Consider the following 20,376-nt stretch of genomic DNA (forward strand, 5'->3'; position numbering starts at 1 on the left):
CGCTTCTCCGAGGGCTTCTCGTAGTGCACGTGGCGCTTCATCTCGCGGAAGCTGCCTTCGCGCTGCATTTTCTTCTTGAGGGCCTTGAGCGCTTGATCGACGTTATTATCGCGAACGAAAATCTGTACCAGGTTGAACTCTCCTTTGGCCGCCCGCCGCGCACCTCGAAAGGGAGACGGGCAGACAAATAAAATCTCGGTCCGGCAGACAGGGTCCGCGGATGAAGGCGGGCTGATACACGTTCGCCCCCCGCCTGTCCAGATCGTCGCGCGTCTATCTCAAGCCTCGAAACGCCCGCCGGACGGGGATATGCTGTCGCCATGACCGATGCGCCACACCTGTCGAACGAGACGCCTGAAGGAGACTGGGCCGACCGCATGGAACAGACCGTGCTCGACGCCGCCCTGGGCCTCGCGCCCCGGCTGGGCTGGAACAGCCGGATGGTGCGGGCCGCCTGCGAGGCCTGCGGCCTGTCGCAGGGCGACGAGGAGCTGCTGCTGCCCAACGGCGCGCGCGATCTGGCGGCCCTGCTGTCGCGGCGGCATGACGACCGGGCGCTGGCCACACTGGCTGCGGTCGAGGCGAAGTCGCTGAAGATGCGGGAGCGAATCGCGGCCGCCGTCTCGGCGCGGATGGAGGCGGGGGCCGCCGACCTGGAGGCCACGCGCCGCTGCGCCGCTTTCCTGGCCCTGCCGCCCAACGCCGATCTGGGGCTGAAGATGGCCTGGGAGAGCGCCGACCTGCTGTGGAACTGGGCCGGGGACACGGCCACGGACTGGAACCACTATTCCAAGCGGACGATCCTGTCGGGCATCCTGATCCCCGCCCTGACGATGCGCTGGTTCGACGGCCGCGAGGCCGCGGAGGCCTTCGTCGCCGCCCGCATCGAGAACGTCATGGCCTTCGAGAAATGGAAGGCGGGCAAGGATTTCGACGCGCCGCTGAAGAGGGTCACGGATGTGCTGAGCCGGATGCGCTACGGGGCGAAGGCTCCCCAATAGCGACGCTCATCCCGGGTCCCATGGCCGATCACAGGCCAGTTGTCCGCGCCCGGAGGGCGACGCTGCGAACGTCCGCTATGGGGGATGACGACTCCTCCAGGAGTAGCCAGCGTCCTTCCCTCGAAAGGTCGGACAGAACGGGAGCCGATCACCCTCCGCCTCGACCTTGTCATGGCGGAATGGGACGTGGGGTTCAGGTCACCCGAACCCCGTAATACTTCGCTTGCCCGGCGTCGCTGAATGGACTGAAACTGCGGTATGGCAGCGCTTGCAGACGCAATGAAACTGACCCTGGGGCTGCTGTTCAAAATGCAGGGCTGGAAGGTTCATGGGCCGCGACCGGCGCACCCGAAATTTGTGCTCATAGGGGCCCCGCACACCAGCAACTGGGATTTCGTCTGTTTTCTTGGAGCCGCGGAAGCCCTGAATCTGGACCTCAGCTTCCTCGGCAAGTCATCCCTGTTCCGATGGCCCCTGGCCGGAGCCTTGCGCGATCTCGGCGGCGTCCCGGTTGACCGGTCCCAGGCCCTGGACATCGTCGGGACGATGGCGGCCGAGTTTGCGCGTCGCGACAATTTCATCCTGACCATCGCACCTGAGGGATCTCGTGCTCGACGCGATCGCTGGAAGACGGGCTTCTACAATATCGCCGTGGCCGCCGAAGTCCCCATCGTCTGCGCTTCGATCGACTTCCCCCGCAAGCTGATCACGATCGGACCCACGATATGCCCTAGCGGCGACTATGAGGCCGATATGAAAGAGGTCGCCGTCTTCTACCAGGCGTCAGTCGGGAAGCATCCGGAACGCGCCTCGACCATCCTGCAGGAGACCTCATCGCGCCAGGCTTTCTGAACTGAACCCGGTTTCGTGGACACCGGGACAAGGTGTTTTGGGTCCTGATCGGGGTGAAAAGCGGACGTTCCTGACCGCCGTTTTGGGGGGACATCAGACATCGGCCCGGCCGACCTCCAAAGCCTGACGCTGGGCCGCTGCCAGCCTGGGCGCCACCTCGGCCCGGTCAGCCGCTGACAGGTCCATGCGCGCGACCTCAGTGTATTTGTCGCGGGACTGATTGCGCCTCCCTTGCGACTCAAGCGCCCGGCCCCATACGAGGCGCAGCGCACTCCACTGCGGGGCCCGGTCGGCCGAGCGCCCGATCAGCGAAAGGACCCCGCAGGGCTGAAGACCAGCTCACAGTCTGACCAATTGGTCTCAGTCGGCTTTCCATCCGCCTGCGGCGGCGCTGGCCTGGGCGGAATCGCAGACGGCAGCTGCAGTCCTGAGACTACCAGGTTCCCGGCTTCATCGAAGCGCGCGGATCCGCTCTGATCGCCGACGGTCAAGACGCCGCTCACGCGATCGAATGTATAAGCCCGGCGGGTATCCCAGATGGACGGGCCCAGTCCGAGAGCGAACAGGACGGAGCCGTCAGGGTCGAAACGGATTTCAACGGGTGCCGGGCTGCCGAAACACCCCTCCCGGGTCACCGGTCGCCAGTTGCCATGGATGCCGCTCTCATCGGCCCCGACAATCGGCAGGACAAGGGTGTGTGGGTGGCCATTGGCTGTTACCGTCACCCGGATCTCGCTGTCCGGAGCGGCGGAGTCGCTGACCTGAAGCACGCGCCGGTCGCTGGACAGTGTGGCCGCTTCAGGCGGATCGACCTGCCAGAAATCGACGCACCTCAGGGGAATGTGCTGGGGGCCGGAGGCTGAAAACTCGAAGCTGTGGCGCAGGTCCACCGTCTCGCCAGGCCGTGCAGAGGCCGGGTCGGCCGTGAGCCGATGACCAGACGGAACGTTGCAGTTCACCAGTGGACTGCGCCGACCGGGCTCCTCATGCCGGTCCACCACATCGCGAAGGCCCTGGCCTCCGGAGTAAAACCCCGGGGCGGTCGTCGCACAGGCCGCAAGGGTGAGCAGGCCCGGCAGGGCCAGAATGCGTTTCAGATAACCCAACCTGTGTCCCCTTCCGGCAAGACTCGTTCGGCCCTCAATACTGTTCACCGACGCGAACGAACTCGAACTCACAACTGGCCTGGCTCGGCCGCGGCGGGTCGCCGGGCGGCAGGGGTGGGGGTGGCCGTCCCGAAGGGAAGGCAATACCGGAAAACACGATTCGTCCCTCTTCGAGGACCCGCACCTCGCCCGTCTGGGTTCCCAGGGTAAAGGTGCCGGCGTCAGGGTCGAAGCTGTAGGTGTATTCAGCCTGCCAGCGAGCCATCTGGTCCGGATAGGCGATGAGGACGCGACCGTCAGGGCGTATAGCCAGCATGCTCGGCATTTCTTCGTCCGCACAGGATAACGTCTGTGTCGGGATCCAGCTGCCATAGAGATTGGGCGCGTCCGGGTCGATGACGGGGATTGTAATGCTTGTGGAATCCCCCCGCGCGGTTGCCGTCAGCGTGATCATGCCCGGCGCGGCATCGGGGCTGATATCCAGAAAGCGCCGGTTGGCCGAGAGTGTGGCCGCCGCCGGGGGATCAATCCGCCATTCATCCACACAGCGAAGCGGGATATTGTAAGACGAATTCCCCATCCCGAGGACGTGGCGCACCTCAATACGGCTGCCCGGCCGACCGGCCACGGGTCCCGCGACCAGGTAGGTTCCGTCCGGATAGATCTCGCTGCACCGGGGCAGGTCCACGAGATTTTTGCCGGAATGGGGGTCTTCAAGCCCGCGCCCCCCGCCGGAATAGACGCCCGGCCCGGTTGTGGAGCAGGACATCAGCATCACAACCATCACTGCAGGCAGAAATCTGAAACAGGACATCTTTCTCCTTTTGGACCGCCCCCTTCGGCCTCGCTGCGGTGCTGCCAAGCCCTTGAGACCATTTGGTTGGCCCGGCGCTTGTAGCATCTACCCGGGTTTTTGAGTTCATGATGCCAGCGCGTCATGTCTGCCTGGCGGTTTAGCCGGCTGCACCGTCGTGCCGACTTCCGCCCTTCCCAGAATGAAGGCGATCTGATGCTCACGGAAGGTCCACCAGAGCATGTGAGGCGCAAGGTCGCGGCCCAAAACGCGATATCCGGAAAATTCTCAAAGAGAACAATCCAGTATTCGGGGTGAGGACCAGACTCTGTTGCGCAACACAGGTTGGCGATCGCGAACGGCCTGATATCCTGGTGCCCTGTCATTTCGGGGGATATTCATGCGTAATGGATTTGTTTTCGGCGCGGTGGCGATTGTCGCAACGGTGGCGATGGCGGCACCGGCTGCTGCCCAGGCCAATCCCTGTACAGAGTTGGGCCAGTACATAGATCCCGATGGCGATGACAACTGGACTGCACCTCCGAGCAACGCAGCAGCGCTCGACGCGGCCAATCGCTGTATCGCGGCCCAGGGCGGCACAGCCAACCTTTATGGAGCCAGGGCCTTTATTCACCGGCTGATGGGAAACTATTCTCTTGCAGAGGCTGATGCGACGCGTCGCATCGAAATGGACCGATCCGGTAGCGCCTATCGGAACCGAGCCATTGTCCGACAGAGCGCCGGCCGGCACGAGGAGGCAGTGGCAGATTTCCGCGAGAGCCTCCGTCGTGGCTATGATCGACCGGCCTGGGTTCACCGGGAGATGGCCTCGTCACTTCGACAGCTTAGGCGCTATTCGGAGGCTCTGGCTGCGATCGAGATTTCCGCATCTCTCGATCCGGCGTACGAGTGGGCCGTTTACGAGCGCGGTCTGATTTTTAGCGATCAGGAGCGATGGGACGAAGCGATTGGTGCCTGGACGCGATATATCGCGCTCAACCGGTCTAACGTTGACGCTTACAACTATCGCGCGTTGGCCTTTGTCAGGCTCGAACGCTGGAACGACGCTCTCACGGACGCGGATCAGGCGATTCAACTCAATCCTCGCAGCGCCAGTGGCTTCAACAATCGCGGCTTTGCGCTTCACAACCTCGGCCGATACAGCGAATCCATCTCTGCCTTTCGTCGATCAATCCAACTCGACCCCGACGGCGCGGCGGCTTGGGACAATCTTTGTGGTTATCTGACGGACGTGAACGATCCGGCTGGCGCGCTCGTGGCATGCGATAGGCGTGAAAGCCTTCCCGGTGTCACGGACGAGGACCGGGCACGTATCTCTAGCCGCCGAGGCCTTGCATACGAAGCTTTGGGCGACGTTCCGGGCGCGGTGCAGGCGTTCCGCACCGCCCTGTCCAGTCCCGATGCTCACCCAAGAACCCGTGAGCGTGCCGAGGCTGGATTGCTGCGGCTGGGATATCGCAAATGACTTCCCACTCGGTTCGTGTCGCTGGCGGACCGGTGCTGACAGGTTACGTCCAAAGAGTCCGCTTTCCGGCGCTGAATGCAGATCATCAAAGTTGCACTACTGGAGGGGGGCGCTGATGTCCGCTTTGACTCTTCAAAGCGGACCTTAGGAACGACCGCTTTGCGGCATGAACGGGGGCTCACCTGGTCGCCCGAAAGCAGACACTCCTGGAGTCCGCTATGGGTCGGGAACGGACATGACCCTCATCGCCACAATCGGACGCCAGCGACTACGGTCAGCGTCGCGGGCGGCGTTCTCAACCCCGCCGGCCGCCTGCTTCCGGACCGTGTATTCTCGCCCCGTATAATCTCGCCCCTTTGAACCCTCGGATCGACCTTCCGGCCCCCGCCCGCCGGCGCGAAACCACGCCCATCCGCGGCCTGCGTCCAATTCTGTCGTTCCCGCGCGCTTGTTGGCCAAATGCCCGCCGGGCCTTGGTCTTTGACAGCTTGCATCACCCCGCCGACGCCGCCCCAAGCGCGGCTTGCCCGAACGGGCCCCGCTGACGCCAATCGAAAGTCGCCCGCCGGATTTTTTGCGGGCAAGGCGATACTCTCGCCCCCGAACGGGTGCCGGTCGCCGTCGATCAGACCAGCGGCTTCACCCGGTTCACATGGCCCATCTTGCGGCCCTTGCGGGCCTCGGCCTTGCCGTAGAGGTGCAGGCGGGCGTCGGGTTTGGCGGACAGGCCTTCCCACTTCTTCACATCGTCGCCGAGCAGATTGGTCATCTCGACCCGGGCGTGGGCCGTCGTCGGGCCGAGCGGCCAGCCGGCGAGGGCGCGGATATGTTGTTCAAACTGGTCGCAAACGCAGCCGTCCTGGGTCCAGTGGCCGGTGTTGTGGACCCGCGGCGCGATCTCATTGACCAGCAGCAGGCCCGCGCCGAGGTCGAACAGTTCGATCCCCATGACGCCGACGTAGTCCAGCCCCTCGAGGATGGCGGCGGCGATGGCGTGGGCGCGCGCCTGGGTCTTCTCATCGACCTTCGCCGGGGCGAGGGTGGTCTTGAGGACGCCGCCCTTGTGGACGTTCTCGCCCAGCGGATAGACGGCGACGGCGCCGTCGTGGCTGCGGGCGCAGATCACCGACAGTTCACGCTGGAACGACGCTCGCGCCTCGAGGATGGCCGGGCGACCGCCGATCGTCTTCCAGGCCTTGGCCACATCGGCGGGCGACTTGATCCAGACCTGTCCCTTGCCGTCATAGCCCTCGCGCCGGGTTTTCAGCAGGACCGGGACCCCCAGCCGGTCGACGGCGTGACGCAGGTCCTCAAGGGTCTCGATGGCGGTGAAGGCCACCGTCGGCGCGCCGACGCTGTTGAGGAAGGTCTTTTCTTCCACCCGGTCCTGGGCGACGGCCAGGGCCTTGGGGCCGGGCGCGACGACGGCGCCGCCCTCGACCAGCCGCTCGACCGAGACGGCGGGGACGTTCTCGAACTCGAAGGTGACGGCCTGACAGGTCTGGCCCAGCACGGACAGGGCCGTGGAATTGTCATAGGCGGCGACGATCTGGCCCTGTGAGACCCGGCCCGCCGGGCTGTTCTCTTCAGGATCAAGGATGACGACGTTGAAGCCGAGGCGCGAGGCGGCCTGACTCAGCATCCGCCCCAGCTGGCCGCCGCCGAGGATGCCGAGAGTGGAGCCGGGGGGCAGGGGGGCGGGGACGGCGTCGGCCACTCAGTCCTCGACCGTTTCGTGGACCGCCTCGGTCTGGGCCTCACGGAAGGCGGTCAGGCGTCCGGCGAGGATAGGGTCCGACAAGGCAAGGATCTGGGCGGCCAGAATGCCGGCGTTTTTGGCACCCGGCTCGCCGATCGCCAGCGTCGCCACCGGTATGCCGCCGGGCATCTGGGCGATCGACAGCAGGCTGTCCATGCCCTTGAGGGCTTTCGATTCCACCGGCACGCCCAGCACGGGCAATTCAGTCATGGAAGCGGCCATGCCGGGCAGGTGGGCGGCGCCGCCGGCGCCGGCGATGATCACCTTGAAGCCCGCGGCGCGTGCGCCGGTGGCGAAGTCGAACAGGCGTCTGGGCGTGCGGTGGGCGCTGACCACCCGGGCCTCCCATGCTACGCCCAGACGGTCCAGGGCGTCGGCGGCGTGTTTCATTGTCGGCCAGTCCGAACGACTGCCCATGATGATCGCCACTGGTGGTGTCCCGGTCGTCATGGAGGCTCGCCTTTTCGCGGGAAAGCGGCGCGATACAGGACTCGCGTTGCGCCCGCAACCGACGGCGTTAGGCTCACCGATGGCCGGACGTGTTGAGTCGCCGGCCGGGGAGCCCCCTCTGCTCGTGACCGACACGGCCGTCACAGACCCCCAAGCCGAGATCGAGCGCCTGCGCGCCGAGGTCGAGGCCCTGCGCCTCCGGGCCGAGGCGGCGGAGGCCGCGGCCGATCACGACGTGCTGACGCCGGCCCTGAACCGGCGCGGATTCGTAACCGCGATGCGCAGCGCCATGGCCTTCTGCCTGCGCCATGAGGTGCCGGCGGTGCTGCTGTATCTCGATCTGGATGGCTTCAAGAGCGTCAACGATACCCTGGGCCATGCCGCGGGCGACGCCGCCCTGGTGCATGTGGCCGAGCTGTTGCGAGCCAATCTGCGCGAATCGGATGCGGTCGGCCGGCTGGGCGGCGACGAGTTCGCCCTGCTGATGCTGAACGCCGGTCTGGACGAAGGCCGCGACAAGGCGAAGCGTCTGGCCGCGGCGCTGGAGGCCGATGGCTTCATCTGGGCCGGGGAACAGTCGCCGTTGGGCGGCTCATTCGGCGTCCGCGCCTTCGCCGGCCACACCGATCCCGAGATCTGGCTGGCCGAGGCCGACGCCGCCATGTGGGTGCGCAAGAAAGGCCGCTGACGCGGCCCTCAGGCGATGATGTCGGGCAGGATGCGGTCCTCGATCTTGGCGATCTCGTCGCGCAGGGTCAGCTTCTTGCGCTTCAGCCGGGCGATCATCAGCTGGTCCGGCACCGGCATGTGACCCAGGGCCTCGATCGAGGCGTCGAGGTCGGCATGCTCGAGCTGAAGCACCTTGAGCCGGGCGTGCAGCGCCAGCTCTTCTTCGGTCAGAAAAGGTTCGTCGTCGTTCATGTCAGGCCCTGTCGGGGGATCATACTGTGCGCCGCGTCAGGCCGGAAGGCGGTCTGCGAGCCGGACCAGAAGCGCGCGCGGGACCATCGGCGACCAGATCCGGGCCGCGGCTGCCAGCTGGGCGATCGGCGGCTGCGGCGGGCCGGAGGGCGCGGGGGCGAGAGCCTCCAGCGCGGCCAGAAGCCGGCGCTCGGCGTCCAGCTCGACGGCCTTGACCTGGGCCCGGACGGCCTCGCGGTCGGCGTCGTCAAGATCTGGGGCGCGGGGCTTGAGTGCTTTCCGCACGGCGCGCAGGGGTGCGATGGCCGTCTCCTGCCAGGCCCGGGCGGTGTCGCCGGCGGCTTCGAGGGCGTCCTCATCGGGGACGCGCCCCGTCCCCGCGCACCAGCCGGCCCAGAGCAGCAGGGGCACGTTCTGGCCAGCGGCGTCCTGCAACTCCAGACAGGCGTCGGCGACTCCGTCGGCCGCATAGGCCTTCAACGCCCAGTCCCAGAGGCTCATTCCGATCCCGGTCCCTTGAGGCCGTCCCAGCGTCGAACCGCGGACCAGTCCAGGCCGAACAGGTCCAGCGCGCGGCCGACCGACTGGTCGACCATTTCGGCGATCGAGGCCGGTTTGGCATAGAAGGCGGGCAGGGGCGGGGCGATGACGGCGCCCATCTCGGCCAGGGCTGTCATGGTGCGCAGGTGGCCGAGGTGCAGGGGCGTCTCGCGGACCATCAGCACCAGCGGGCGGCGCTCTTTCAGCACCACATCGGCGGCGCGGGTCAGCAGGGTCGAGGTCACGCCCGTGGCGATCTCGCCCATGGTGCGGACCGAACAGGGGGCGATAATCATCCCCATGGTCCGGAACGACCCCGAAGCGATCGAGGCGCCGACATCGTTGAGCCGGTGCGTCACGTCGGCGCGGCCCAGCAGATCATCGGCTGACAGGTCGGTCTCCTGCGACAGGGTCAGCAGGGCGGCGCGGGTGACGACGAGGTGGCTCTCGACGCCCAACTCACGCAAGGCGTCCAGCACCCGGACGCCGTAAGTCACGCCGGACGCTCCGGAAATTCCGACGATCAGTCTGGGGGGCGTAGAGCCGGAAGGGTTCCGTACGGCTCTGTTCACATCTTCGGCCAATTCGGGCTCCAGGGTGGTCCGTATCAGGACGGTCGGCAGTTCACTGGAATGTGATTCTACAGCCGGTCAGACCCGGCGCTGACTGTACTGGTCCCTTAGACATGGAGGCGCAAGCCATGACCATCGAAGCTCGTATCCGCGAACTGGGAAACCGTCACCGCAATCTGGATGAGACGATCCGGAAAGAGACGACCCGCCCGGCCACGGACTCGCTTCGCGTAAGGGAGCTCAAGTTGCAGAAGCTCCGACTCAAGGAACAGATCACCAGTCTGGAGGCCTCGGCGCATTAGCGGAGCCTCCCGAAAGAACAACGGCCCCGGGAGCGATCCCGGGGCCGTTTTTATTGACCGTCGCGTGAGGCTCAGTCCTTGGAGCCGAAGACCGAGGCGGCGGTCGGCTCGGCGCCGCGGCGTTCGCGGGCTTCCGGCACGAATTCCTCTTCGGCCGGTTCGGCCGGAGCGTCGACGGGCTGCAGGGTGGCACCGCCCTTCTTGGCGTCGTCCTTCGCCTTCTTGTCGGCGGCCTTGCGGACCAGTTCGTCCAGGGCCAGCTGGCCGACCAGACCGAGGGTTACCGGGTCCACCGGTTTGATGTTCGGGCTGTTCCAGTGGGTGCGGTTACGCACGCTCTCAATGGTCGACTTGGTCGTGCCGAGCATCTTGGCGATCTGGGCGTCGGTCACCTCCGGGTGGTTGCGGACGAACCACATGATGGCGTCGGGGCGGTCCTGACGGCGCGAGACCGGCGTGTATTTCGGCGGCGCCTTGTGCACCTTCAGCAGTTCGGCGTGGCGGCTCACAACGGCCTGCATGCGGTAGGCGTCGTCGTTCTGGGCCTTGTCCAGTTCCTCGCGGGTCAGCTGGCCGTTCACCAGCGGGTCGGCACCGCGGATGTCCCGGGCCACGTCGCCGTCGGCGATGCCGCGCACTTCCAGCGGATGCAGGCCGCAGAAGTCGGCGATCTGCTCAAAGGTCAGCGAGGTATTGTCGACCAGCCAGACCGCGGTGGCCTTGGGCATCAGGATGTCGGTCATGGCGGTATTCCGGTGCTTGCTTGAGCCCGAAAACCGGGCTCTGGATACGACGGCGCCCGGCCTTTCGACCGGGCGTTGATGATGGCGATATAGTCCCATTCGCCGGAAAAGAAAACGGAACCCGACAAGGCCATACAGCCAAGGTTCATCCAGGCTCCGCAACAGTGGCTTCACAGGCGCGTTGTGCGTCGAGAACGTTTTTTGGGAGGAACTTCCATGCTGATCGAAATGCTGGCCGCCGCGGCGGTCGTCACCGGCGCCGGGCAGGAGTTCGCTCCCCAGATCCCGGGAGGTCCCGAGCGGGTCGCGCCGCGCGGCGACTATCGCGACAGCTGCAGCGGCGAATACGTGAATCGGGGCCGGCTCTATGCCGACTGCCGCACCAACCGCGGGCAGATCCGCGGCACCTCGATCGAGCTGAACCGCTGCGGCAACTACGAGATCCGCAACAATGACGGCCTGCTGGTCTGTGGTCCGAACCGCGGCGAATATGAAGATCGCCCGGGCGGCGGCGGTCGCCCGGATCGTCCGGGCGGCGGCTGGGGCGGCGGGCGATCTTCGGTGACGATCTTCCGGGACGCCGATTACCGCGGCGCCAGCTTCCGGTTCGATAACGAGATGCCGAACCTGGCCAATACGGGCTTCAACGACGCCATCAGCTCGATGCGGTTCCAGGGCACATGGGAAGCCTGCACGGACGCCTACTATCGCGGCCAGTGCGTAACTTTCAGCAACGACGTCCGCAATCTGCGCAACACGGGGCTGAACGACCGGATTTCCTCACTGCGTCCGGTTCGGGGCGGCGGTCGCTGGTAACCGTCTAGGTCGTCAGCACGATCTTGCCGACATGGCCGCCTGCCTCCAGCCGGAGGTGGGCGGCCGATGCCTGTTCAAGTGGGAAAGTTGCTTCAACCGGCGGCCGGACCGCGCCTGAAGCAACCCACGGCCAGGCCACAGCTTCCACGGCTGCGACCAGCCGGGCCTTTTCGTCGGCCGGCCGGGCCCGGAGGGTGGAGCCGGTCAGGGTGATCCGCTTCATCATCAATCGGGCGAGATCAATCTCGGCGAGCGCTCCGGACTGGGTGGCGATCACCACCCAGCGGCCGAAGGGGTTCAGCGCCGCCTGGTTGAGGGCGGCATAGTCGGCGCCGACCATGTCCAGCACCACATCCGCGCCGCCAAACGCCCGGATCGCCGGCTCCATTTCGTCCGAAGTGGCGTCGAGGCTGAGGTCGGCGCCGAGCCGTCGCGCCGCATCGGCCTTGGCAGCCCCACGCGAGGTGGCGATGACGCGCGCGCCGGCGGCCTTCGCCATCTGGATGGCGGTGACGCCGATGCCGCTTGTGGCGCCGTGGATCAGCAGGGTCTCGCCCGCCTTGAGCGCACCCGCCTCGAAGACATTGGCGAAAACGGTGCAGACCGTCTCGGGCAGGGCGGCGGCCTGGACGAAATCCATGCCGGCCGGGACGGGGAGGGCGTGGCCGGCGTCTACCACGGCCAGCTCCGCATAGCCGCCTCCGGCCAGAAGGGCACAGACGCGGTCTCCGAAGGACCAACGGTCAACGCCCGCGCCAACCTGATCGACCTCGCCCGCGACCTCCAGACCCGGAATGTCCGATGCGCCGGGCGGGGCAGGGTAGCGACCCAGCCTCTGCAGGATGTCGGGCCGGTTGATCCCGGCGGCGCGGACACGGATGCGAATCTGGCCCGGCCCGGCGACCGGATCGGGGCGTTCGGAAAGGACCAGGCACTCTGCGGAACCGGCGCCGCCCGCGATCTCGACTACCCGCATTCGCCCGTCCCGTTCTTGCAATCGTTCGTGTCCGGGCGTTGAAATAGGGCGTTGCGTACCGGATGACCACGAAGGAGGCGGAGATGTTCGAGGATCTGGAGCCCCGTCCGGCGCGCGGAGCGCCCCTGATCGCCCTGACTCGCGAGGATCTGGACGGCTATTCGGTCGAGGACCTGAAACAGCGGATCGCGGGGCTGCAGGCCGAGATCGATCGCTCGAACGCCGCCATCGAAGGCAAGTCGTCGCAACGCAATGCGGCCGACGCCATGTTCAATTTCCGGTCGTAACCCTGTCGGCCCTAGTCTGGCATGGCCGTTGCACACCGTTGAAGCGCCGCGCCATGCCGTGCCGGTCGTGATACGGATGCGCCTGTTCCATGAGTCTGGTTGAGTTCATGCCTGTTGACGCCACCACGCTTTCACCCGGGGGCCGCAGCCGCGCCGCGGTCGTGGATGATTTCGCCCGTTCGGAACTGTTCGACCGCACTTTCCAGGAGGGGATGGAACTGGTCGAGGAGACCGCCGCCTATCTGGACGGGGACGGGCGTCGGGAGTCCAAGCTGCTGTCGCGGTCGACCGCCCTGCTTTACGCGGGCGAAAGCATGAAGCTGACGACCCGGCTGATGCAGATCGCCTCATGGCTGCTGGTCCAGCGGGCGGTGCGCGAGGGGGATATGACCGCCGAGGCGGCCTGCGAGCCACGCTATCGCCTGGCCGAGCGGCTGGCGGCGACCGAAGTCAGCCATCCGGAACTGCCTATCGCCCTGGTCGAATATCTGGTGCGCACCGAAAAACTGTACGACCGGGTGCTGCACCTGGATCGGCGCATGTATCTGGACGAGCCTGAAGAGGACGCGGTCAATCCCGTGCAGAGCCAGCTGGATCGTCTGACGGCGGCCTTCCGAACCTGAGTTAGAACCTACGGCCCGACGTCGGTCGCCACCCGCGCGCCGTCATCGACCGGCCGCGGCAGGCTGAGAGCGATGCCGAGGGCCTGCGCCAGTTTGGCGTCGCGGCTGTAGACGTCCTCGCGGAAGGCAACGCGGCCCTGGCCGTCGACGAAGGCGGTCCAGTACAGCAGGCGCACGCTGATCTCGCGGCCGGTCTGGATGCGACGGGTCTGCCGGCTGTCCTGGGCGGCGTCAAACTGTTCCAGCAGGGTCGGATCGGGCGACAGCAACAGACGGGCGAATTCGACGGCGTTCTGCACGCGCACACAGCCGTGTGACCGGTGCCGGAAGGCGAGATTGAAGGCGGCCTTTGACGGGGTGTCGTGCAGGAAGATGGCGTAGCTGTCCCTCAGTTCGAACTTCACATAGCCGAGCGCGGCGGTCGGGCCGGCGCGCTGGATGACGGTGCCGTTCTGTATGTACATGTTCTGGCTGGCCAGATAGGCGGGGCCGCGCGGCAGGATTTCATTGCGCGCTATGCTGGAAGGCACATACCAGGGCGGGTTGGCGACGACCGAGGCGAAAGGCTTCTCAAGGCTGGGCGTCTGGTTGGCGGCCGTGCCGACGACGACCCGGTTGGAGTGTACCGGTCGGCCATCCTTCCAGTAGACCATGATGGCGGCTGCGGTGTTGACCTCGATGCGTTCGGGCGCGACCTCGCGTTTCAGCCAGCGGCGGCGCTCGAGGTTGAGGGCAATCTGGCGGGCCCGATCTTCAGCCGAGGCCGAGAGGGACCGTTGGGTACCCGTGCCCACGCGCCCGTCGGCCACGAGGCCGTGGCGGATCTGGAAACCGCGGACGGCGGCCTGCAGTTCGGGCCCGTAGACGATGCCCATGCTGCCCAGGCGTGCACCGTCGGCGGCGGTGAGGTCACCTTCGGCCACCAGACGCTGGATCAATGCGGGAATCCGCGCGTCGCTCATGCCCGGCTCGATGGTCGTGCCTTGGCGGAAGACCGGCCAGCCGCCGTCGCGGATCAGGCGGCGATAGCGGATATAGCCGGCGGACAGGTTGGAATAGCCGATGTCGGTCGGGGCCAGGCCCTCAAACCAGTCGACCAGACGGTTCTGGGCGAGTGCGTCGTTCAGCCCGACCGGCAGGTCGACGCGGTTCTTCTGCATCTCCCAGAGGTCCTCGACGGTCTCGGGGCGAACCCGACCCTCCGCGAGAACGCGGCCATAGCTCATGGCGGCGGCGGTGGTCCGCATTTCAGCGGAGTCGGGTGCCGACGCGAGGGCCTCGAAATCGAAATAATCGCTCTGCGACAGGCCATGGCGCTCAGCGCGGCCGGCGGCGGTCTGAAGCGTGCGAAGGCGTTCGGCTGTCCAGACGGGCCGCCAGCCGTTCAGCTCATAGAAGGCGCGGACATCGGGTTGGATCGTGGCAGGCAGGCGCGCAAGTTGATCGTTGAAGCTGTCATAGAAGGCGACAGCGCCGGGATCGCGGGTCTGGGCCCGGGCCGCCAGTCCGATGGATGACGCGAAAGCCGACACGGCCGCGCCAAGTCCCAGTTGCCGTCGATTCATCGTCACGATCTCTTCGCCCGCTTCGACACGGGACCCCACGTCCACGCCCCCGAAGCCAACGTCGCCATGTTATCGGCGTTCCGGGCAAACAGAAAGGCGCCGGTCCGGAGACCGACGCCTTTGTGGTCGTCTTGCCGCGGGGTGTGGCCTGAAAGCCCGTTCCCCGTGGATCAGGCCTACTTCTTGATGAAGCCTGCGAACTTGTTGTTGAAGCGCGAAACGCGGCCGCCGCGGTCCAGCAGGTGCTGGTTGCCGCCGGTCCAGGCCGGGTGGGTCAGCGGATCGATGTCGAGGTTCAGGACGGCGCCTTCCTTCTGGTAGGTCGAGCGCGTCTGATAGGTCGTACCATCGGTCATCGTCACGGTGATGAAGTGGTAGTCGGGGTGCGTATCCGCCTTCATGGTCCTGGTCCGGTCTCTGCGCGATGACGATGCCGACCGTCGGAGCGCGAAAATGAGAAATCCCGCCTTCTGGGGCGGGAATGAGCGGCGGCGTTTACACCGGGGGCCGTTCCGGGGCAAGAGGCGCGCGCCATGACAGATGCAACCGCCAATCCCGACGCCGCCGCCGACATCCGGGGACGGCCGGGCGCGGGCGCCCAGTTGGCCGAACAGATGGGCGAGGCCGGGGAGCGCCGGGAGCGACGGCGGGACGTTCGCCCGCTCGGACGGTTGTTCCCTTATGCGATGCGGCACAAGGGCCACGTCGTCATGGCCGCCTTCTGGCTGATCCTGTCCACTGCGGCCTCGCTGGCCCTGACGGCCGCCGCCCGCGGCGCGATCGACAATGGGTTCGAGAACCACGGCGCCCAGTTGAACCTGTGGTTCCTGCTGCTGGGCGCCAACGCCCTGTTCCTCGGCGTCGCCACAGCCGTCCGCTACTATTTCGTGACCAAGACCGGCGAGCGGGTCATCGCCGACCTGCGCAAGGGCCTGTTCGGGCGGATCCTGACGCTGGACCCGGCTTTCTACGCCTCGATGCGAACCGGTGAGGTGCTGTCGCGCCTGACCACGGACATCGCCCTGGTCGAGACCCTGCTGACGACCTCTGTGTCGTTCGCCCTGCGGAATTTCCTGACCCTGATCGGCGGCACGATCCTGCTGTTCGTGGTCAGTCCCAAGCTGACGGGCATGGTGTTGCTGGTGGTTCCGCTGCTGCTGGGGCCGATCTTCCTGTTCGGCCGGACGGTCCGCAAGTTGACGGTCGCCTCGCAGGACCGGTTCGCCAACGCCGTCGGTTTCGCGGGCGAGAGCGTGGACGCTATCGAGACGGTGCAGGCCTTCGGCCGCGAGGCCAGCGCCATCGAGCGCTTCGGCGCGGCGGTCGAGGCGGCGTTCGGCGTCTCGCTGGTGCGGATGAGGGCGCGGGCCTTCATGACCGCCATGATCATCGTGGTCATGTTCGGCGGCGTCAGCCTTGTGCTGTGGCTGGGCGCCCAGGATGTGATCGCCGGTCGAATGACGCCGGGCGCCCTGCTGCAGTTCGTGCTGCTGGCCGTGTTCGTGGCCGGCGCCGTCGGGGCTCTGGGCGAGAGCTGGGGCGATGTGCAGAAGGCCGCCGGAGCGATGGAGCGGATCGACGAACTGATGCGCGCCGAGGCGGCCATCCGGCCGCCGGAGACGCCGACGGTCCTGCCGGAACCGGCGACCGGCGAGGTTTCGATGTCCGCTGTCCAGTTCGCCTATCCCGGGCGACCCGACCTGCCGGCGCTCAAGGGTTTCTCGCTGACGGTGCGGCCGGGCGAGACGGTGGCTCTGGTCGGGCCTTCCGGTGCGGGGAAGAGCACGGTCTTCCGGCTGTTGCTGCGCTTCTACGATCCGCAGTCAGGCATGGTCTCGGTGGATGGCGTCGACGTGCGCTCCGCCGATCCTGTCGCCGTTCGCGGCCGGTTCGCCTGGGTGTCGCAGGAGGCGCCGCTGTTCTCGGGTTCCGCCAGCGAAAACATCCGCTTTGGCCGCGAACTCGCCAGCGATGACGAAGTTCGCGCCGCCGCCGAGGAGGCTCAGGCGCTGGGCTTTGTCGAGGCGTTGCCGGAAGGGTTCAACACGCCCCTGGGTGAGCGCGGCAAGAGCCTGTCGGGCGGCCAGCGGCAGAGGATGGCCATCGCCCGCGCGCTGGTCCGTGATGCGCCGATCCTGCTGCTGGACGAGGCGACCTCGGCGCTGGATGCCGAAAATGAGCGACTGGTGCAGGCGGCTCTGGACCAGGCCATGGAAGGCCGAACGACCATCGTCATCGCCCACCGGCTGGCTACGGTCCTGCGGGCCGACCGGATCGTGGTGATGGAGGACGGCAAGGTCGTTCAGGAGGGCACGCACCAGGCGCTGATGGTCCAGGGTGGACTGTACGCCCGGCTGGCCGAGCTCCAGTTCCGGGCTGACTAGGCGGTCAGGGACGGGTCCAGGTATTTGAGGTTGGCCTCACGGATCCGCGCCGCCGCATCGTCGTAGAGGAAGGGCAGGAAGGCGAACCGCTCGCCCTTCGTGACCGCCGTGGCCTCGTGCAGGATCGAGCAGGAGAAGACGACCGCGCCGCCGGGCGGCGGACGGTATGTGCGCGGGCCGAACTCCGGGAAGCGCAGGTCCCCGCCCTCATAGTCCGCGTTCAGGTTGATCGAGACCGCGAACCGCCGGTGGGCCGTGCCCCTGGTGGTGTTGTCGCGATGTGGACGGAAGAAGCCGCCGGATTCCGCGTCGTAGCGGGCGACCAGATAGCGTTCGATCCGCGTGGCCTTGAAGTTGAAGACCTTCTGGATCTGCGGCATCAGACGACGGTTGAGGCGTGCGACAACCTGCTTCTGCAGGGACTCGTTTTCGATGATGACGTCCGAACGCCGCTTGTGGTTGTCGTCCGTCATCAGGGTGGTGACGCCGTCCACCTCACGCATGAAGCCGGACCGCTGTCCGCCGACTTCGCGGTAGAGGGCGATCAGCTGCTCGCAAAAGGCCGGTTCGAAGATGCGCGGTGTGAGCAGAACGGGCGCCGAGCTTTCGGGGCCGCCGTGGCGGCCGGGCGGTGGCAGGGTGGCTATGCGGTCGATGAGCTCTGCGGCCTGATCCGCGCCGACGGTCGCCATGACGTGCAGGGCCGGGTCGACCAGGCACCAGCGTTCGGCGTCAGTCGCGCCATAGAGGGCGGCGACCGCGCCATCCTCGTCGAACAGGAAGCGCAGGCCGGGCAGGCTGTCTGCACGCTGTCCCCGGCCCCTGTCCTTTCCGACGATGACGACAAAGACGCTGGCGTGGGCATCGTTGAAGGCCGCGCGCTGCCGTTCGATTGTGGCGAGGGCGCGGGCGACTGTGGGCCCCGCCGGGACGATGGCCAGCAGCAGATAGCGGCCCGCCGCCGAGTCGAAGACGTAGCGGGGGTTGCTGACCCCGGCGGTCGCAAAGGTGGGGGCGGGGTCGCCGTACAGAAGCGCCATGGAGGCCACCGTGCACGGAAAACCGCCCCGGCTTCAAGGGCGTGACCCGGCGGCCAGCCGTTCAGTCGAGCGCGGCGGCGATCTGGTCGGCGAAGGCGCGCAGGGCGGCACCGTCGGCCATCCGCCCATGGCTGTGTTCCTTCAGCCGTCGGTTCGACCAGCGGGGAATGATGTGGAAATGCAGATGGAAGACGCTCTGGCCGCCAGCCGCGCCATTCAGTTGCATGATCTTGAAGCCTTCAGGCCGCAGCGCCTTCTCGACGGCGCGGGCCGTGCGCTGGACCGCGGCTGTCAGGCGGGCGAGGGCGTCGGCCTCGATGTCCAGCAGCGTCTGGGCCGTCGAGGTCTTCGAAATGACCAGGACGTGGCCGTCGGACTGCGGAAACACGTCCATGAAGGCCAGCACATGGTCGTCCTCCCAGACTGTCACCGAGGGAACCTCGCCGCGAAGGATCTTTGCGAAGATGTTGTTCGGATCGTAGGGGGCGTTCAGGCTCATCGAGGGCTCCGTGGGTCAGGGACACCGTAGCAACCGGCGGCGATAACGGGGAGCCCCGCGCGCCGTTTCGCGTTATCGTCATCCTCGAGTCGGGAGAGACCCATGCTGCGTTTCATCGTCCAGTTTCTCGTTACTTGTCTGGCCCTGTGGCTGGCGGCGCAGGTCGTGCCGGGGGTGGGCTTCACCGACACGCCGTCGCTGCTGCTGGCGGCGATCCTGCTGGGGATGGCCAACGCCATCGTCCGGCCGATCCTGACGGTGGTGACCTTCCCGTTGACGATCATCACCTTCGGCCTGTTCCTGCTGGTGGTGAATGCGGCGGTGATCGGGCTGGTGGCGATGCTGCTGGGCGGGTTTGTGGTCGACGGCCTGAAGGCCGGCATCGGCGCGGCGATCGTCACCGGCATCGTCAGCTGGATCGCCGGCTGGTTCATTGGCGACGGGAAGCGCGCCGACTGAACCATCAGCCGCCCCTCCGGAACGGCGAGAGTTCGTCGGTCATGACCGCGATCTCGGCCTCGACGGCGGGCCGCTCGCCATCGAGGTAGCGGGCCACCGGATCGCGCAGGGCCGGGTCGGCGATGAAATGGGCCGAGTAGACGGGGGAGGGCAGGTAGCCGCGGGCGATCTTGTGCTCGCCTTGCGCGCCGGCCTCGACCCGGGACAGGCCGCGCGCGATCGCGAACTCGACGGCCTGATAGTAGCAGAGCTCGAAATGGAGAAAGGGGACCTCCTCCAGCGCGCCCCACTGGCGGCCGTACAAGGCGTCGCGGCCGATCAGGTTAAGGGCGCCGGCGATGGCGACACCGTCGCGGAAGGCCATGACCAGGGCGATACGATCGGCCATCGTCGCGCCAAGGCGGGTGAAGAAGTCGCGTGTCAGATAGGGGCGGCCCCACTTCCGCTCGCCGGTGTCCATGTAGAAGGCGAAGAAGGCGTCCCAGTGCGCCTCCATGATGTCCGCGCCGGTCAGGACGCGGATGTCGAGGCCTGCCTGCGCCTCGCGCCGCTCGCGGCGGATGGTCTTGCGGCGGCTGGACGACAGGGCGGACAGGAAGTCATCAAAGGTCGCATAGCCGCCGTTGCGCCAGACGTACTGCATGTCCTGCCGTTGCAGCAGGCCGGCCGCGCCCATGGCGGTCCAGTCGTCCCCGGTCGGGAAGTTGACGTGCAGGGATGAGACGCCCAGCCGTTCGGTCAGGGCGATGGCCCCCTGGAGCAGGGCCTGCCGCACCGTGTCGGCGCCGGCATCGGGATGGGCGAGGAAGCGCGGGCCGGTGACGGGGGTGAAGGGCACGGCGGACAGGAGTTTGGGATAGTAGCGGCCGCCGGCGCGCTGATAGGCGTCGGCCCAGCTGTGGTCGAAAACGTATTCGCCCTGGCTGTGGCCCTTGAGCCAGAGGGGCATGACGCCGAGGACGTGGCCGGCCTCATCGCGCAGGGACAGGTGGCGGCCGGCCCAGCCCTGCGCCGGGACGGCGCTGCCGGAGGCTTCGCAGGCGTCGAGGAAGTCGAAGCTGAGGAAGGGATCGCCGGAGGAAGACGCGCAGGCGTCCCAGGCCTCGCGGCCTATGTCGGCGACGGTGTTGTGGACGTGGATTCGGAAATCCATGCTCACGCCCCGCGAAGCGGGTTCATCACAACGAACACAACGGAATCAC

Annotated in this window: 25 protein-coding genes; 10 read left to right on the forward strand and 15 right to left on the reverse strand. The window is 66.9% G+C overall.

What is annotated here, in order from left to right; all coding sequences use genetic code 11:
* The coding region (rpsU, locus tag B3E43_RS09520; protein WP_292028960.1) for a 30S ribosomal protein S21 at nucleotides 1–194 on the reverse strand (194 nt) is incomplete at its 3' end.
* 126 nt (nucleotides 195–320) lie between these two features.
* On the opposite strand from rpsU, the gene B3E43_RS09525 reads away from it, so the two are divergent.
* Entirely contained in the window at nucleotides 321–1,001 is a 681-nt protein-coding gene (locus B3E43_RS09525) for a COQ9 family protein (RefSeq protein WP_292028829.1), read from the forward strand.
* A 279-nt stretch (nucleotides 1,002–1,280) separates the two neighbouring features.
* The gene (locus B3E43_RS09530; RefSeq protein ID WP_292028830.1) at nucleotides 1,281–1,853 is read left to right on the forward strand and encodes a lysophospholipid acyltransferase family protein; all 573 of its coding nucleotides are present in this window, start codon (nucleotides 1,281–1,283) and stop codon (nucleotides 1,851–1,853) included.
* A gap of 305 nt (nucleotides 1,854–2,158) precedes the next feature.
* Here the strand turns inward: B3E43_RS09530 and B3E43_RS09535 are convergent, their stop codons facing one another.
* Together B3E43_RS09535 and B3E43_RS09540 are read right to left on the reverse strand one after the other, a co-directional pair.
* Nucleotides 2,159–2,959, reverse strand: coding sequence for a hypothetical protein (locus tag B3E43_RS09535; RefSeq protein WP_292028831.1), 801 nt, complete (start codon nucleotides 2,957–2,959; stop codon nucleotides 2,159–2,161).
* Nucleotides 2,960–2,993: 34 nt separating this feature from the next.
* On the reverse strand, nucleotides 2,994–3,734 hold the full coding sequence (locus tag B3E43_RS09540) for a hypothetical protein (protein ID WP_292028832.1): 741 nt from the start codon (nucleotides 3,732–3,734) through the stop codon (nucleotides 2,994–2,996).
* A gap of 418 nt (nucleotides 3,735–4,152) precedes the next feature.
* Between B3E43_RS09540 and B3E43_RS09545 the strand changes: the two genes are divergently transcribed.
* Nucleotides 4,153–5,238: a tetratricopeptide repeat protein gene (locus tag B3E43_RS09545; RefSeq protein ID WP_292028833.1), complete on the forward strand. Its 1,086-nt coding sequence runs from the start codon at nucleotides 4,153–4,155 to the stop codon at nucleotides 5,236–5,238.
* Between the two features lie 625 nt (nucleotides 5,239–5,863).
* Here B3E43_RS09545 and B3E43_RS09550 read toward each other — a convergent pair.
* Nucleotides 5,864–6,955, reverse strand: a complete 1,092-nt coding sequence (locus B3E43_RS09550) for a 5-(carboxyamino)imidazole ribonucleotide synthase (protein ID WP_292028835.1) — start codon at nucleotides 6,953–6,955, stop codon at nucleotides 5,864–5,866.
* Entirely contained in the window at nucleotides 6,956–7,447 is a 492-nt protein-coding gene (purE, locus tag B3E43_RS09555) for a 5-(carboxyamino)imidazole ribonucleotide mutase (RefSeq protein ID WP_292028837.1), read from the reverse strand. It abuts the gene before it with no gap.
* Nucleotides 7,448–7,571: 124 nt separating this feature from the next.
* Between purE and B3E43_RS09560 the strand changes: the two genes are divergently transcribed.
* Nucleotides 7,572–8,135 carry a GGDEF domain-containing protein gene (locus tag B3E43_RS09560; protein ID WP_292028839.1) on the forward strand — a complete coding sequence of 188 codons (564 nt, stop codon included), beginning with the start codon at nucleotides 7,572–7,574 and terminating at the stop codon, nucleotides 8,133–8,135.
* Between the two features lie 8 nt (nucleotides 8,136–8,143).
* On the opposite strand, the gene B3E43_RS09565 is transcribed toward B3E43_RS09560, so the two are convergent.
* Genes B3E43_RS09565 through B3E43_RS09575 form a run of 3 tightly spaced genes read right to left on the reverse strand, consistent with a single transcriptional unit; the run spans nucleotide 8,144 to nucleotide 9,480 of the window.
* Complete coding sequence (locus tag B3E43_RS09565) at nucleotides 8,144–8,368, reverse strand: YdcH family protein (RefSeq protein ID WP_292028841.1); 225 nt, start codon at nucleotides 8,366–8,368, stop codon at nucleotides 8,144–8,146.
* Between the two features lie 36 nt (nucleotides 8,369–8,404).
* Nucleotides 8,405–8,869, reverse strand: coding sequence for a TIGR02444 family protein (locus B3E43_RS09570; RefSeq protein ID WP_292028843.1), 465 nt, complete (start codon nucleotides 8,867–8,869; stop codon nucleotides 8,405–8,407).
* A complete protein-coding gene (locus B3E43_RS09575; RefSeq protein ID WP_292028962.1) occupies nucleotides 8,866–9,480 on the reverse strand; it encodes a UbiX family flavin prenyltransferase in 615 nt (204 codons plus the stop codon). Before B3E43_RS09575 ends, B3E43_RS09570 begins: the two co-directional genes overlap by 4 nt.
* 128 nt (nucleotides 9,481–9,608) lie before the next feature.
* Between B3E43_RS09575 and B3E43_RS09580 the strand changes: the two genes are divergently transcribed.
* Entirely contained in the window at nucleotides 9,609–9,782 is a 174-nt protein-coding gene (locus B3E43_RS09580) for a YdcH family protein (protein ID WP_292028846.1), read from the forward strand.
* A gap of 71 nt (nucleotides 9,783–9,853) precedes the next feature.
* On the opposite strand, the gene B3E43_RS09585 is transcribed toward B3E43_RS09580, so the two are convergent.
* Nucleotides 9,854–10,525 (reverse strand): DUF1013 domain-containing protein, encoded by a 672-nt coding sequence (locus tag B3E43_RS09585; protein WP_292028847.1) that lies wholly within the window; start codon nucleotides 10,523–10,525, stop codon nucleotides 9,854–9,856.
* A 216-nt stretch (nucleotides 10,526–10,741) separates the two neighbouring features.
* Between B3E43_RS09585 and B3E43_RS09590 the strand changes: the two genes are divergently transcribed.
* Nucleotides 10,742–11,341: a beta/gamma crystallin-related protein gene (locus B3E43_RS09590; RefSeq protein ID WP_292028848.1), complete on the forward strand. Its 600-nt coding sequence runs from the start codon at nucleotides 10,742–10,744 to the stop codon at nucleotides 11,339–11,341.
* A 4-nt stretch (nucleotides 11,342–11,345) separates the two neighbouring features.
* Here B3E43_RS09590 and B3E43_RS09595 read toward each other — a convergent pair whose 3' ends face one another.
* Complete coding sequence (locus tag B3E43_RS09595) at nucleotides 11,346–12,317, reverse strand: NAD(P)H-quinone oxidoreductase (RefSeq protein ID WP_292028850.1); 972 nt, start codon at nucleotides 12,315–12,317, stop codon at nucleotides 11,346–11,348.
* Nucleotides 12,318–12,379: 62 nt separating this feature from the next.
* Here B3E43_RS09595 and B3E43_RS09600 point away from each other — a divergent pair, with 62 nt between their 5' ends.
* Both B3E43_RS09600 and B3E43_RS09605 read left to right on the forward strand, forming a co-directional pair.
* On the forward strand, nucleotides 12,380–12,604 hold the full coding sequence (locus tag B3E43_RS09600) for a DUF1192 domain-containing protein (RefSeq protein ID WP_292028852.1): 225 nt from the start codon (nucleotides 12,380–12,382) through the stop codon (nucleotides 12,602–12,604).
* Between the two features lie 89 nt (nucleotides 12,605–12,693).
* Nucleotides 12,694–13,227 carry a DUF1465 family protein gene (locus B3E43_RS09605; protein ID WP_414631350.1) on the forward strand — a complete coding sequence of 178 codons (534 nt, stop codon included), beginning with the start codon at nucleotides 12,694–12,696 and terminating at the stop codon, nucleotides 13,225–13,227.
* 8 nt (nucleotides 13,228–13,235) lie between these two features.
* On the opposite strand, the gene B3E43_RS09610 is transcribed toward B3E43_RS09605, so the two are convergent.
* Both B3E43_RS09610 and rpmE read right to left on the reverse strand, forming a co-directional pair.
* A complete protein-coding gene (locus tag B3E43_RS09610; protein ID WP_292028854.1) occupies nucleotides 13,236–14,792 on the reverse strand; it encodes a L,D-transpeptidase family protein in 1,557 nt (518 codons plus the stop codon).
* A gap of 176 nt (nucleotides 14,793–14,968) precedes the next feature.
* A complete protein-coding gene (gene rpmE, locus B3E43_RS09615; RefSeq protein ID WP_292028857.1) occupies nucleotides 14,969–15,193 on the reverse strand; it encodes a 50S ribosomal protein L31 in 225 nt (74 codons plus the stop codon).
* Between the two features lie 132 nt (nucleotides 15,194–15,325).
* Between rpmE and B3E43_RS09620 the strand changes: the two genes are divergently transcribed.
* Nucleotides 15,326–17,176 (forward strand): ABC transporter transmembrane domain-containing protein, encoded by a 1,851-nt coding sequence (locus B3E43_RS09620; protein ID WP_292028860.1) that lies wholly within the window; start codon nucleotides 15,326–15,328, stop codon nucleotides 17,174–17,176.
* On the opposite strand, the gene B3E43_RS09625 is transcribed toward B3E43_RS09620, so the two are convergent.
* The gene (locus B3E43_RS09625) at nucleotides 17,173–18,216 is read right to left on the reverse strand and encodes a 2OG-Fe(II) oxygenase (RefSeq protein WP_292028862.1); all 1,044 of its coding nucleotides are present in this window, start codon (nucleotides 18,214–18,216) and stop codon (nucleotides 17,173–17,175) included. The genes B3E43_RS09620 and B3E43_RS09625 overlap by 4 nt on opposite strands.
* Nucleotides 18,217–18,277: 61 nt before the next feature.
* On the reverse strand, nucleotides 18,278–18,715 hold the full coding sequence (locus B3E43_RS09630) for an HIT family protein (protein WP_292028866.1): 438 nt from the start codon (nucleotides 18,713–18,715) through the stop codon (nucleotides 18,278–18,280).
* 102 nt (nucleotides 18,716–18,817) lie between these two features.
* Between B3E43_RS09630 and B3E43_RS09635 the strand changes: the two genes are divergently transcribed.
* Nucleotides 18,818–19,174: a phage holin family protein gene (locus B3E43_RS09635; protein ID WP_292028869.1), complete on the forward strand. Its 357-nt coding sequence runs from the start codon at nucleotides 18,818–18,820 to the stop codon at nucleotides 19,172–19,174.
* Nucleotides 19,175–19,178: 4 nt separating this feature from the next.
* Here B3E43_RS09635 and B3E43_RS09640 read toward each other — a convergent pair whose 3' ends face one another.
* Complete coding sequence (locus B3E43_RS09640) at nucleotides 19,179–20,327, reverse strand: GNAT family N-acetyltransferase (protein ID WP_292028872.1); 1,149 nt, start codon at nucleotides 20,325–20,327, stop codon at nucleotides 19,179–19,181.
* Nucleotides 20,328–20,376 lie beyond the last annotated feature (49 nt).

Origin of the sequence: Brevundimonas sp. UBA2416 (genome assembly GCF_002343105.1) — a bacterium.
Classification (GTDB): Bacteria; Pseudomonadota; Alphaproteobacteria; order Caulobacterales; family Caulobacteraceae; genus Brevundimonas.

Bases quoted from the DNA above. Each gene is read 5' to 3' on its own strand.
- B3E43_RS09620 (WP_292028860.1), top strand. From the start codon at position 15,326: ATGACAGATGCAACCGCCAATCCCGACGCCGCCGCCGACATCCGGGGA.
- B3E43_RS09580 (WP_292028846.1), top strand. From the start codon at position 9,609: ATGACCATCGAAGCTCGTATCCGCGAACTGGGAAACCGTCACCGCAAT.
- B3E43_RS09525 (WP_292028829.1), top strand. From the start codon at position 321: ATGACCGATGCGCCACACCTGTCGAACGAGACGCCTGAAGGAGACTGG.
- purE (WP_292028837.1), bottom strand. From the start codon at position 7,447: ATGACGACCGGGACACCACCAGTGGCGATCATCATGGGCAGTCGTTCG.
- rpmE (WP_292028857.1), bottom strand. From the start codon at position 15,193: ATGAAGGCGGATACGCACCCCGACTACCACTTCATCACCGTGACGATG.
- B3E43_RS09630 (WP_292028866.1), bottom strand. From the start codon at position 18,715: ATGAGCCTGAACGCCCCCTACGATCCGAACAACATCTTCGCAAAGATC.
- B3E43_RS09610 (WP_292028854.1), bottom strand. From the start codon at position 14,792: ATGAATCGACGGCAACTGGGACTTGGCGCGGCCGTGTCGGCTTTCGCG.
- B3E43_RS09590 (WP_292028848.1), top strand. From the start codon at position 10,742: ATGCTGATCGAAATGCTGGCCGCCGCGGCGGTCGTCACCGGCGCCGGG.
- B3E43_RS09545 (WP_292028833.1), top strand. From the start codon at position 4,153: ATGCGTAATGGATTTGTTTTCGGCGCGGTGGCGATTGTCGCAACGGTG.
- B3E43_RS09600 (WP_292028852.1), top strand. From the start codon at position 12,380: ATGACCACGAAGGAGGCGGAGATGTTCGAGGATCTGGAGCCCCGTCCG.
- B3E43_RS09565 (WP_292028841.1), bottom strand. From the start codon at position 8,368: ATGAACGACGACGAACCTTTTCTGACCGAAGAAGAGCTGGCGCTGCAC.
- B3E43_RS09530 (WP_292028830.1), top strand. From the start codon at position 1,281: ATGAAACTGACCCTGGGGCTGCTGTTCAAAATGCAGGGCTGGAAGGTT.
- B3E43_RS09625 (WP_292028862.1), bottom strand. From the start codon at position 18,216: ATGGCGCTTCTGTACGGCGACCCCGCCCCCACCTTTGCGACCGCCGGG.
- B3E43_RS09635 (WP_292028869.1), top strand. From the start codon at position 18,818: ATGCTGCGTTTCATCGTCCAGTTTCTCGTTACTTGTCTGGCCCTGTGG.
- B3E43_RS09605 (WP_414631350.1), top strand. From the start codon at position 12,694: ATGAGTCTGGTTGAGTTCATGCCTGTTGACGCCACCACGCTTTCACCC.
- B3E43_RS09570 (WP_292028843.1), bottom strand. From the start codon at position 8,869: ATGAGCCTCTGGGACTGGGCGTTGAAGGCCTATGCGGCCGACGGAGTC.
- B3E43_RS09640 (WP_292028872.1), bottom strand. From the start codon at position 20,327: ATGGATTTCCGAATCCACGTCCACAACACCGTCGCCGACATAGGCCGC.
- B3E43_RS09595 (WP_292028850.1), bottom strand. From the start codon at position 12,317: ATGCGGGTAGTCGAGATCGCGGGCGGCGCCGGTTCCGCAGAGTGCCTG.
- B3E43_RS09540 (WP_292028832.1), bottom strand. From the start codon at position 3,734: ATGCTGATGTCCTGCTCCACAACCGGGCCGGGCGTCTATTCCGGCGGG.
- B3E43_RS09585 (WP_292028847.1), bottom strand. From the start codon at position 10,525: ATGACCGACATCCTGATGCCCAAGGCCACCGCGGTCTGGCTGGTCGAC.